At 70.0% G+C, this 12,204-nt stretch carries 8 protein-coding genes; 4 read left to right on the top strand and 4 right to left on the bottom strand.

Annotation, left to right across the window (positions count from 1 at the left end):
- Positions 1 to 6: 6 nt before the first annotated feature.
- Together serA and MXD59_RS23660 are read right to left on the bottom strand one after the other, a co-directional pair.
- On the bottom strand, positions 7 to 1,203 hold the full coding sequence (gene serA, locus MXD59_RS23665) for a phosphoglycerate dehydrogenase (protein WP_248813443.1): 1,197 nt from the start codon (positions 1,201 to 1,203) through the stop codon (positions 7 to 9).
- A 200-nt stretch (positions 1,204 to 1,403) separates the two neighbouring features.
- Positions 1,404 to 3,191, bottom strand: coding sequence for a CocE/NonD family hydrolase (locus MXD59_RS23660; protein ID WP_248826804.1), 1,788 nt, complete (start codon positions 3,189 to 3,191; stop codon positions 1,404 to 1,406).
- 807 nt (positions 3,192 to 3,998) lie between these two features.
- Between MXD59_RS23660 and MXD59_RS23655 the strand changes: the two genes are divergently transcribed.
- On the top strand, positions 3,999 to 4,283 hold the full coding sequence (locus MXD59_RS23655) for a hypothetical protein (protein WP_248826803.1): 285 nt from the start codon (positions 3,999 to 4,001) through the stop codon (positions 4,281 to 4,283).
- A 58-nt stretch (positions 4,284 to 4,341) separates the two neighbouring features.
- Here MXD59_RS23655 and MXD59_RS23650 read toward each other — a convergent pair whose 3' ends face one another.
- Together MXD59_RS23650 and MXD59_RS27105 are read right to left on the bottom strand one after the other, a co-directional pair.
- Complete coding sequence (locus MXD59_RS23650; RefSeq protein ID WP_248826802.1) at positions 4,342 to 4,617, bottom strand: hypothetical protein; 276 nt, start codon at positions 4,615 to 4,617, stop codon at positions 4,342 to 4,344.
- Complete coding sequence (locus MXD59_RS27105; protein WP_248826801.1) at positions 4,614 to 5,093, bottom strand: Fic/DOC family N-terminal domain-containing protein; 480 nt, start codon at positions 5,091 to 5,093, stop codon at positions 4,614 to 4,616. The genes MXD59_RS23650 and MXD59_RS27105 overlap by 4 nt, the downstream gene beginning before the upstream one ends.
- A gap of 210 nt (positions 5,094 to 5,303) precedes the next feature.
- On the opposite strand from MXD59_RS27105, the gene drmD reads away from it, so the two are divergent.
- The 3 genes from drmD to MXD59_RS27100 all read left to right on the top strand — a co-directional run.
- Positions 5,304 to 8,711 (top strand): DISARM system SNF2-like helicase DrmD, encoded by a 3,408-nt coding sequence (gene drmD, locus MXD59_RS23640; RefSeq protein WP_248826800.1) that lies wholly within the window; start codon positions 5,304 to 5,306, stop codon positions 8,709 to 8,711.
- Positions 8,708 to 11,758 (top strand): hypothetical protein, encoded by a 3,051-nt coding sequence (locus MXD59_RS26725; RefSeq protein ID WP_283097395.1) that lies wholly within the window; start codon positions 8,708 to 8,710, stop codon positions 11,756 to 11,758. Before drmD ends, MXD59_RS26725 begins: the two co-directional genes overlap by 4 nt.
- On the top strand, positions 11,679 to 12,204 hold a 526-nt coding region (locus MXD59_RS27100), incomplete at its 3' end, for a DNA methyltransferase (RefSeq protein WP_372512182.1). The genes MXD59_RS26725 and MXD59_RS27100, both read left to right, overlap by 80 nt.

The following is a 12,204-nucleotide window of genomic DNA, read 5'->3' as shown; positions in this document are numbered from 1 at the left end:
TTCCGATCAGCCCAGGGAACGGACGCGGATGGTCTCGGGCATCGCGGCCAGCGAGTCGATCAGCGCCGACGGGTAGTCGACGGCGATGTCGGTCAGGGCGTAGCCGTACTCGCCGCGGGTGTCGAGCAGCTGGCCCTCGATGTTGACCTTGTGCTCGGCCAGCAGGCTGTTGATCTTCGCGAGCACGCCGGGGACGTTGCGATGCAGGTGGACGATCCGCCGCCCGCCGTGGCGCGGCGGCAGGGACAGGTGCGGCAGGTTGACGCTCATCGTCGTGTTGCCCTCGCGGGCGTAGTCACGCAGCTTGCTCGCGACGTAGTGGCCGATGTCCTGCTGGGCTTCCTCGGTCGACCCGCCGATGTGCGGGGTGAGGATGACGTTGGGCAGCCCGCGCAGCTCGGAGACGAACTCGTCGCCCCGCCCCGCCGGCTCCTGCGGGAAGACGTCGACCGCCGCGCCGGCCAGATGGCCGGACTCGATGTGCGTGCGCAGCGCGCGATGGTCCACCACGAAGCCGCGGGAGAGGTTGAGGAACAGGCTGCCCTGGCGCATCAGGGCGAACTGCTCGTCGCCGAACATGCCGAGGTTGCCCTGGCGGCCGTCGACGTGCAGGGTGACGACGTCCGCCGTGGCGAGCAGTTCGGGCAGGGTCGCGCAGCGCCGCGCGTTGCCCAGCGCCAGCTTGTCGGCGGTGTCGTAGAAGTAGACGGTCATCCCGAGGGCCTCGGCGAGCACGGACAGCTGCGCGCCGATGTTGCCGTAGCCGACGATCCCGAGGCTGCGGCCGCGGACCTCGTGGGCCGCCTCGGCCGACTTGTCCCACAGGCCGGCGTGCATGCCGGTGTTCTTCTCGGTCAGTCGCCGGGTCATCGCGATGATCTCGGCGACCGCGAGCTCCACGACGCTGCGGGTGTTGGAGAACGGCGCGTTGAACACCGCGATACCGCGATCACCGGCGGCGGCCAGGTCGACCTGGTTCGTGCCGATGCAGAACGCACCGACGGCCAGCAGATCGTGCGCCTCCTCGAAGACCGTCTCGGTGACCTCGGTCTTCGACCGGATACCCAGCAACTGGACGTCGGCCAGCGCCTCGATCAGCGCCTGCTCACCCAGGGCCCGGTCAAGCGTCTCAACCGTCGCCCCCGCGGAGCGCAGGATCGCCGCGGCGTCAGGATGAACACTCTCAAGCAGCAATGCACGCACAGCGGACGCCCTCAATGGCTGGCAACAGTACGCCCGTAGTCTACGGAACCCTCGACAGTCCGCCCGGGCCAGACCCAGGCAGATGTGGAACCGGTGGGCGCGGCCCGACGTCCTCCTCCTCGGGTGGGAGCCCCGGGGAGGAGGACGGACTCACCTGCGGACCGGGGGGCACTCGGGTCCCGGCGCCCCTGCGCCCCTCGTCACCAGCCCAGGGGCTCGCTGGCGAAGCCGCTGGTGGGGGTGACGCCGCTGCGCGCCGCGGGGAGCTGCCGCCAGGGGAGCAGTGGCAGGTTCACCACTGAACGGCCGGTGCTGTTGCGCACGATCTGGTAACTACCGCCGGCCAGACCGGCCTGCTGGGCCGCGGTGTAGGCACACGGCTGCGGCATGCCGAGGAACCCCCCGCAGTCGTTCCTGCTGGCCTGGGTGCTGACGACCAGACGCAGCGAGTGCAGTGGCGACACGCTCCAGACCGTCGGGTTGATCCTGATGTCGTAGCGGTTGGTCTTTCCGGGCTCGATCTTCGTGTCGGTCGTGTACGGATGGGCGGGCAGGATCAGCTGCCCGTTCTTGTCCTTCCACGACGCGTTCTCATCGAGCGTGCTCAGGCTGCCGATGAGCGATCCCGACGCGATCGTGGTGACACCGCCGAGCGGCGAGACGTCCTGCAACGTCGCGATCAGGTTGATGTCGCTGGTGCTCGACGACGCGTAGATGCTCGCGGCAACGGGTCCCGCCAGCGTCTGACCGAACGCGAACGGGGACGTGGTGTAGGTCAGCGTGCTGCCGGCCTGGTCGGGGGCGGACCATTTCACCGTGTCCGCGCCGGTCGCACCGGGCCCTTTCGGGGTGAGCCCGGAGTTCGCGTTCAGGTAGTACGGCGTGTACCTGCCCACCGCCGGGAAGCTGGCCGCGTTGATCCACCGGTTGCTGCCCTGCTCGTAGAGGTGCGCCGGCGTCTTCGTGGCGTCGATACCGGTCTTCTGGCCCTTCAGCCAGGTGTCGTACCACTCCAGCTCGATGCTCTTGTCGAGTCCGCTGCCGTGGCCTCCGTTGCCGATCACGATCTGATAGCGGCCCGTGGTCGACTGGCCCGGCAGCAGCGGCCCGCCTGCGGGCCGGCCGTTCGCGGCGTTCTGCAGCGCGGTCCAGAACCGCAGGGCACCGGGGTTCTCCGTGGCCTGCCAGCCGCTCCACAACAACGCCGGGATGCCGTTCCCCACGATCCGCGCGGCCATCGCGGCGTCGGTCGTGCGTTCCCGCCAGAAGGTGCCGTTGTAGGCCCGTGGGCCGCTGGCATTGATCTCGGCGACCGTCTGCTGACCGTAGGCGAGATTCTCCGCGCGGTGCCGGTCACCGCTCAGCCCGAGGTCCTGGCCGAACAGTGGGACCGTCGCGGAGGGGACGCCTCCGGAGAAGTAGATGTCGTAGCTGTTCGACGCACAGGCCGGGATGATCGTCTTGACCGGTGAATGCGGGCCCACAGCGGCGGCGGTGAACAGCTGGTTGATGCCGAGCTGGGAACAGCCGTACAGCCCGATGGCGCCGTTCGACCCGTCCAGGTGATGCGCCGCCCAGTCCACGACCTCGACGCCGTCCTTCGCGATTCGCGGACCGAACAGTGGGTTCACCAGCGGCCCGTTGTCCGGTGCCTGCGAGTCGAGTGTGCCACGGACGTCCACCGACACGAAGATGTAGCCCCGGCCCACGAAGAACGAATCGGGATCACCGCCGAACGCGTACGGATTCTGCTGGACGATGACGGGGAACGTGCCGGTCGCGCGTTGCCCGGTCACGAGATCCGCCGGGTAGCCGATGTCGGCCGGCAGGACGACCCCGTCGTCCATCGTCACCGGTACGTCCCTGACGACGGTCATGCCGTAGGTCGGCGGGGCCGGCTCCCAGGTTCCCCCGGGCCAGCTGGTGGCCGCCCGGGCCGGTGCGGCCAGACCGGTCAGCGCGATCAGGCTGGCGATCAGGGCCGTCACCAGGGCCGCGGCGATGGCGTTCAGCCGGCGGGATGCCCCCCGCAGGCTGCCCCGTGCGTCGCCGCGCCGCGTTGCCGTCCGGCCGTGCCGCGTCGCGGCCTGGCCGGGTCGTGCGCCGCCCGCGGCTGGGGGTAACTCGGCGTCGGCCGGTAATGCCGGTCCGGTCCTGCTCGTTCTGCGGGAATTCATCATCGCTCCTTCGTTTCGCTTCGCCGGGGAAATGGAGAATTTCGTTTGTCCTGACCGGAAGGGTTCCGAACGGGCAGCGGAGCCTTTTGCGCGGTGGGGGTTGTGGGCGCGAGAGGGTGCTGGATGCGGCTGGTTTCCACATTGAATGCCTGGTACCCCGGTATTATGGTGATTCTGGGGCCAGAAGTTAGTGCGGGTCGTCATTGGCTGTCAACCGGGGTGTACGGAACGGTCTGTTGACGGTGGCCCGTTCGGGCCGGTTTGACGGTCGGCCGGTCGGAAATGCGGATTTTCGGGAGTCGGCCTTCGGCGGGCCGCCGGCGGGTGATGACGCTGGTCGCCGGGCTCCCGGGGCAGCTGGGGACGGCCGGTGTCGACCAGGCGGCTCGGCCACTCAAAGGTGCCGGCGGGCCGGGCCAACCGGCAGGCGGCCGCGGTGGGGCGACGCGCGGCGCTCGCATTGACGTCCCGTCGACATCCCTGAAGTGCCGCCGGGGGTGAGAGGAGGGTCACCGTGGGCCGGTACGGCGCCGATCCGGCGGTGTCGCGGCGGGCCCTCTCCCGAATCGCCGGATATCATTGTTGCGGCCAGGATCGGTGCGGCCGAAGGGAATGCATGTGAGCGGCGAGGAAAACTGGCTTGTCTGCAAGGTCGGCTGCATAGAATGCGGAGTCATAGAAGATCCAGCCCTCGCGATCATCGGCATTTTCGGCGATGAGCAGCAGGCCGTGGAATCCGCCCGGTCAGAGGCGGAGACGATCGCGAAACGGTGGGGGATGACGAACTCCACGCAGCCGTACGCCGTCCGGGCGAACCACATGCCGGGCTCGCGGCTGGGCGCCGGGTGGATGTGGACCCCGGCGGATCACGAGCAGGTCTTCGCGGTGCGCATCCCGGCCTGACCCGACCGGCCGATGGGCCCGCGGGTGCTGTCGCGGGCGGGCGGCAACGCACCGCCGGTCATGGGCGTTGCAGGATCTGGAAGACCTCGACGGCTTCGTAGACGCGGGCATAGCTTCGGGTCGTCCGTTCCCGCAGCACGCCGAGACCGATCAGCTGGCCAATGGCATTGCGTGCCCCGGCGGTGGTCTTTCCCGTCGCCCGCGCGACGGAGGCCGCTGTCACGAAGGGGTTGCCGATCAGCTGCGCGGTGATGTCCCGAATCAGTGCTCCGCTCAGCCCGGCGGCGCGGATCCGATCCAGATAGGCGGCTTCCAGCGCCAGCAGATCCGTCACGGTCCGTACTGTCCGGCGGCAGGAATCGGCGAGGCCGTCCGCGAAGAAGCCGACCCAGCCGTCCCAGTCGCCGACGGCACTGACGGCCCGCAACCGGTCCTGACAGCTGTCGCGACGTTCAGGACCTCGCGCAGAGACGCGCTGCGCGCGCCTGGTTCGGTGAGGTCGGCGGCAAGCACGTCCTCCAGGGGAGCGAAGGTCCCTTCCAACGCCGAGGTGCTCTGCGCCTCGGCACGCAACGTGGGCTGGCGAAGCAGTGTCGGATCGGGAATCTGGCGACCGGCCTGGCCCAGCCGGCCCAGCTCGGTTCCCGCCGCGGCGACAGCGCGCCAGGTCGTCCCGGCCAGGTTCGGCTCCTCCTCGCCCAGCGGATACGGCTGGAAGGCGACGTGTTCGTACTCCCCGGTGCGTGCGTCGGTGCCGGCGATCTTCACCAGGGAGCCGGTGGGGCTCCTCTCGAAGATCGATCTGTCCACATGGAAAGTTTAGGGCCCAGAATTTTCCATCCGGGTGCCAGATGGAAGATCCCTTTTTCATCTGACTGGATGTGAACTCGATTCACAGGGTATGTTGGGCTGGATGTCGGGATGATCGGATCTGTCGTCCCGGGGTCGGAGGGCCGTCGCGAGCACGGGGGGTGTTCGCGTCCTGCCAGAATGGGCGGCCTGTCCGTAAGGGGGATGTGGATGCCGACGCCGACCACCGAACGCGAGGCGACACGGCGCGAGGCCGCGGAGCGCGACCTGCCGGGCATCGGCGCACTGGTCGAGGTGCGGGGGCAGAAGTGGGTGGTGGCCGGGGTCGACATCCCCCCACGGTCCGAGCCACCACGGTCCGAGCCCGCACGGTCCGAGCCCGCGGGACCGCGGATGCCGAGTTCGCTGGTCACGTTGCAGAGCGTCGAGGACGGCCGGTACGGGCACACGATCGAGGTGATCTGGGAGGTCGAGCCGGGGCGGCGGGTGCTGCCCAGCGGGTCGCTGCCGGAGGTGGTCGCGGGGCGGTTCGATCCACCGGGGCGGCTGGCCGCGTTCCTGGACGCACTGCGGTGGTCGGCGGTGACGTCCGCGGATGCCCGCAGGTTGCAGGCGCCGTTTCGCTCGGGGGTCGCGGTCGAGGACTACCAGCTCGAGCCGGTGGCCCGGGCGATCGCGGCGCCGCGGGTGAACCTGCTGCTCGCCGATGACGTGGGTCTGGGCAAGACGATCGAGGCGGGGCTGGTCGCCGAGGAGCTGCTGCTGCGCCACCGGGCCCGGCGGATCATGATTGTCTGCCCGGCGGGGCTGACGACGAAGTGGCGTGACGAGATGGCCGAGAAGTTCGGCCGCGAGTTCACCATCATCGACGCGGAGCGCTGCGCGGCGGTGCGCCGTTCGCATGGCAGCGCGGCGAACCCGTTCGAGGTGTTCGGCCTGACGATCGTCAGCCTGCCATGGCTGCGCGGCCCCAAGGCGCAGCGCCTGCTCGACGAGGTGCTTCCCGGCGACGGCCAGCCCACCTATCCGCGCACGTTCGACCTGCTTGTTCTGGACGAGGCGCATCACGTCGCCCCGGCCGCACCCAGGCAGGTGTATGCGGTCGACTCGCAGCAGACCAAGCTGATCCGTCGGCTCGCACCGCATTTCACCCACCGGCTGTTCCTGTCGGCGACCCCGCACAACGGCTATCTGGCGTCGTTCACCGCGCTGCTGGAGATTCTCGACGACCAGCGTTTCGCCCGTGGTGTCGCGCCGGACCGTCGGGCCGTGGAGGAGGTGGTCGTCCGTCGCCTCAAGGGCAGCATCGAGAACGCCGACGGCACCCCGCGGTTCCAGCCGCGAACCCCGGGTGACCTGCCGGTGGTCTATCCCGAGAGCGAGCGGGAGATCCATGCCCTGGTGAAGGAGTTCGCGGCGCTGCGGCGCGTCCGGCTGAACTCCGAACGTGGTCGTAAGGCAACCGACCTGGTGACGCTGCTGCTCAAGAAGCGGCTGTTCTCCTCCCCGGCCGCGTTCGCGCACACCGTCGCCGTCTACCGGGAGACGCTCGGTGCGCGCCGGGCCCGACCCGCCGGTGGGCCGCGCGCCGGCCAGGACGCGGACGACGTGCCGGAGTGGCTGGACGACTACTTCGACGACGTCGCCACCCTTGACGACGAGCAGCTCGCCGAGGCCGAGGACGACGCCCTGAACCGGGTCGGCCCGCTGGCACCGGACCCGACCGACGCCGAACTCGCCCTGCTCGACCGGATGCGGAGCTGGGCCGACGCCCAGGAAGCCCAGCCGGACGCGAAGGCCCGCGTCCTGCTCGAGTACCTGAACGCGGTCTGCCGCCCGGACGGGACGCACTGGACGGACGAACGGGTCGTCGTGTTCACCGAATACCGTGACACGCAGCTGTGGCTCGCCGGCCTGCTGCGCCAGGACGGACTCGCCGGCAACGAGAACGGCCGGCTTCGGCTCGGTCTGCTGCACGGCGGGCTGCCCGCCGACGAACGTGAGCAGCTGCGGCTGGCGTTCCAGGCCCATCCCAGCGAACACCCGGTGCGGATTCTGCTTGCCACCGACGCCGCCAGCGAAGGTATCGACCTGCAGAACCACTGCCACCGGCTGGTGAACTACGACATTCCGTTCAACCCGAACAAGCTCGAACAGCGCATCGGCCGGATCGACCGTTACGGGCAGCGTCACCGGCCGGAGATCCGGCATTTCGTCGGTTCCGGCTGGACGGGCGCGGTCGATTCCTATGAGGCCGATCTGGAGTTCCTGTCCCGGGTGGTGAAGAAGGTCGTGCGGATGGAGGCCGACCTCGGTTCGGTCAACGCGGTGCTCTCCGACCGGGTCCAGCGCCGGATGCTCGGCGAGCGCCTGGTCGACCCGTCCGAGCTCGACCTGCCCGCGCCGGTGGGCGCTGCCGGTGGAGGTGGGGGTGGTGCGGTCATGGCGACCGTGCCGGTCGCGGAGAACGTCCGTGACCAGGTGCGCCGGCTGCGCGCCACGCTGGACGAGACAGTTCACGATCTTGGGCTGACCCCGCGGGCGGTGCACCGGGTGGTGTCCACCGCGCTGGACCTCGCCCGCCAGCAGCCCCTCACCTCACACGTCGACGAGCGCGCCGACCTGCACGAGAGCCGCCACCCGGCCCAGCTCGGCCACCCGGGCCAGCCGGGCCACCCTGGAAAGCCTGGAAAGCCGGGCGAGCTGCTGCCGGGCGCGTGGGACGGTCCTGCGGACGAGGGGCTGTTCGACGTCCCGACGCTGACCGGGTCGTGGGCGCGGGCGTCCGCCGGGCTCACCGAGAAACTGCACCGGGACGACACCCCGCCCCGCCAGCGGCCCGTCACCTTCGACCCGGAGCTGGCCCGCGGCCGCGACGACGTGGTGCTCGCGCATCTGGGCCACCGGCTGGTGGAGATGTCCACCCGGCTGCTGCGCGGCGCGGTCTCCAACGCCGATGTCGGTCTGCACCGGGTGACAGTCGTGCGCAGCGAGGATCCGCGCTGCGAGGAGGTGCTCGTCGGCGCGTTCGCCCGGTTCGTCCTGGTCGGCGCCGACGGGCTGCGCCTGCACGAGGAGGTGCTGCAGGCCGGCGGCTGGCTGCCGGCCACCGGACGGTTCCGCCGGTTGGAGAACCTCACCGTGCTCGGTGAGATCGTCGGTGACGCGCTGGGTGCGGGCCGGGCCGTCCCGGCGGAGACCGCGGACCGTCTCGCCGAACGTTGGCCGGCGGCACGCGAAGGGGTGCTGTCCGCCCTGAACTGGCGGACCAGGACCCGCCGCGAGTCACTCGCTCGCATCCTGACGCAGCGCCAGTCCGCCGAGCAGGCCCGGATCGTCGGCATCCTCGACCAGTTCGCCGCCGGCCTGCGCGCCGCCCTCGCCGACCCCGACAACGACGAGGACGCCCTGTTCAGCGTCGCCGAGATCGCCCACAGCCGCGACGAGCTCGCCCAGTTCCGCCGGGACCGCTCGTCCTGGGAGGAACGCCTGACCCGGCTCGAACGGGAGAAGCAACGGGAGCTTGACGTGATCGCCAGCCGCTACCGTGACCCGCAGCAGCACCAGTTCCCGGTCGCGGTCGTCCTGGTCGTGCCCACCGGGGAGGCCGCACGATGACCCCGGCACCCACCTCGGGCGGAGCCCGTCGGCGCCCGCCTGTCCCGGACGGGGTGGCCCAGCACCGCGACTGGCTGAGCCTCATCGACATCACCGGCCCGTTCCTGAGCCTGCCGGTGCTGCGCCGGATCTGGCCGACCCTCGACCCGCTGGACAAGCCGGCCCGCGAACGCCTGCGCCGCGCCCACACCACCTGGTTGGACGACCCCGCCGCCGGCCAGCACACCTGGATTCGCCACGTCCTGACCGATCTTCTCGGCTGGGGCGACGCGCTGCTCTGGCCGTCCGATCCCGGTGCCGCCGACACGCTGGCACCGCTGGCGGTCGACGTCGACCAGCACGACACCCGGATCGTCGCCTCCTTCGCCCTCGTCGACCCCACAATCCCCCTGATCCACGAAGCCTCGGACGGCCCGACCACACTGGACGGTCCGATCACATCGGACGGCCCGACCATGTCGGGTGGTGCCCTGGCCGGGGCGTCCCGACCGACCCGGCCAGGGCGGGTGAAGCCGGAGTCGGTGCGGCTGCTGGGGCTGGTCGTGGCGCCGGGGCAGTCGCCGACGGGGCGGATCGCCGGCGAGGCGTGGTCGGCCACGCCGGTGGACCGCGCGGCGCTGGCCTGCCGTCAGCACGGGGTGGAACTGGCGCTGGTCACCAGCGGCCGGCAGTGGGCGCTGGTCTGGGCGCCGCGCGGCGGGGTGACGTCCACCGCGGTGTTCGACGCGATCTCCTGGCCGGAGACCGCGGAACGGGACGTGGTGCGCGCTTTCGTCTCGCTGCTGTGCCGGCGACGGTTCTTCGGCGTCCCGGATGACGAGACGCTGGTGCCGCTGCTCAAGGCGAGCCTCGGCAGCCAGGAGGAGATCACCGAGGCGCTCGGCGTGCAGGTCCGCCAGGCCGTCGAGCTGCTGGTGGCCGCGTTCGGCCGCTGGCATGTCGCCGACCGGGCCCGCGGCGGCCCCGGACTCCCGATGGCGGTCGCGGCCGGCGAACCCGGCCTGAGCGCCCACGATGTCTACCGCGGCGCGGTCGCGGTGATGATGCGGATCGTCTTCCTGCTCTACGCCGAGGAACGCGGCCTGCTGCCCGCCGACAACGAGCTCTACGCCGGCACCTATTCGGTGGGACGCCTGTGCGCCGACCTCGAAGGCCAGATCTCCGACGGCGCCACCGAGGACGACCTGGAACAGTCCAGTGCCGCCTGGCACCGGCTGCGGGCGCTGTTCACCGCCGTCCACACCGGCGTCGACCATCCGCGCCTGCGCATGCACGCCCACGGTGGTTCGCTGTTCGACCCCGACACGCACCCCTGGCTGCCACTCGGTGTCGACGACCGCACGGTGCTGCACATGCTGCGGGCCGTCCAGCACGTCCAGGTCGGCTCGGGCCGCTCCCGCGAACGGCGGACGCTGAGCTTCCGTTCCCTGGACGTCGAGCAGATCGGCTACGTCTACGAGGGCCTGCTGTCCTACGACGCGCGCTGCGCCGACGTCGACGAGATCATCGTCGGTCTGGTCGGCAAGGAGGGCCTTGAGGCCGAGACGACCCTCGCCGACCTCGAGGCGCTCGCCTTCCAACACCGTGGACGCCCCCTGCTCGCCGCCGCCATCACGGAGAAATGGGCGTCCAGCGGCATCGGCTCGGTGAGATCCGTCGAGAAGCGGCTCACCCCACTGGACGCCACCGAGCGGGAGGAGGCCCGCAAGGCCCTGCTCGCCGTCACCCGCGGCGACTACCCCACGGCCGAACGGCTGCTGCCGTACTACGGCCTGCTCCGCCGGGACCTGCGCGACCAGCCGGTCGTCGTCCTTGAGGGCGGCCTGTACGTCACCGAATCACCGCTGCGCCGCAACACCGGTACCCATTACACCCCGCGTTTCCTCGCCGAAGAGGTCGCCAACAACGCCCTCGAACCGCTCGTCTACGCCCCCGGCCCGCTCCAGACCGCCGACACCAGAACCTGGCAGCTGCGTTCCAGCACCGAGATCCTGGCGCTGAAGGTCGCCGACATCGCGATGGGCTCGGCCGCCTTCCTCGTCGCCGCCGCCCGCTACCTCGGCGCCCGCCTCGTCGAAGCGTGGACGCTCGAAGGCGACCCCCGAGCCCTCGGCCGATTCACCGAGGTCGAAACCGACGGCATCACGCAGGCCGGCCGCCTTCCCACCGGCCTGACCGGCCGTTCCCCGCTTGACCTGGCGTCGCTACGCCCGGCCGACACCGCCGCGGCCGATGCCGAGGAGGACGGCGCCATCATCGAGGCCCGCCGCCAGATCATCGAACACTGCCTGTACGGCGCGGATATCAACGAGATGGCCGTTGAGATGGCCAAACTGTCGCTGTGGCTGGTCTCCATGGACCCCCACCGCCCCTTCACCTTCCTCGACGACAAACTCGTCGCCGGCGACTCCCTGCTCGGCATCACCTCGGTGGACCAGCTCGAACACATGCACCTCGACCCGGCCAGGGGTCGCGAGATCCACAAGGATCTCTTCAAGTGGACGGCCGGCATCCGCGAACTCGTCCACTCCGTCGCGGACGAACGCCGCGCCCTGGTAGCACGGGACGGCTCCACCCTCGACGGCCTGGACGAAAAGGCGAAGCTCCTCGCCGACGCCCAGAACCGCACCACCCAGCTCCGCCACCACGCCGACGCACTGATCGGTGCCACCCTCACCCACGCCGGCCGCGGGGGGGGGGGGCCGCCGCCCGCCCCCGGCCCCCGCCCCCCCCACCGAACCCCCCCCCCCCCCCCCCGGCGGGGGCCCCCGCGGCCAGAACAACGCCTCGGTCGCCGCCGCCAAACTGATAGCCGACCTCACCGCCGGCACCACGACCGCCACCGACGCCACCAGACAGATCAAGCGCTGGTTGGCCACCGACCACGTCCCCGGCAGCTTCACCCGCACCCCCATCCACTGGCCCCTCGTCTTTCCCGAGGTCTTCGAAACCGGCGGATTCGACTCCATTATCGGAAATCCGCCCTTCCTGGGCGGAACAAAAATTACGGGAGCGCTCGGCGTAACGTATCGAGAGGCTATCATTGAATCCATTGCGCTCGATGTCCGATCGGGTGGACGGTGCGATCTGGTTGCCTATTTTCTTCTTCGGGCGCTTTCCCTCTTGTGCGAGAAGGGGCAGATCGGCCTTATCGCAACCAATACGCTCGTGCAGGGGGACACACGAGAGGTGGGGATCGAGCAGGTTCTTGCCGGCGGCTCGAAATTGAGGCGTGCAGTAAAGAGCAGGGCCTGGCCTTCAAGTTCGGTATCCTTGGAGTACTGCGGAGTCTGGATAACTCGGGAGCCGCAAGGGCATTCGGTCTCCTGTTGGCTAGACGAGCGTCCTGTTCCGGGAATTACTTCGGCACTGGAGCCTGTTTCTCGCGTTACGGGAAACCCAAATCGACTCAAGGAAAATCAAAATATCTGCTTCGAGGGGTCGAAAGTAACGGGCATGGGATTCGTTCTGGACGGAACTGTTGCAGAAGAGT

Origin of the sequence: Frankia umida, from assembly GCF_023242945.1 — a bacterium.
Lineage (GTDB): Bacteria > Actinomycetota > Actinomycetes > Frankiales > Frankiaceae > Frankia > Frankia umida.
Note: the sequence above shows the minus strand (reverse complement) of the source record. Positions and strands in the feature narration are given on the sequence as shown.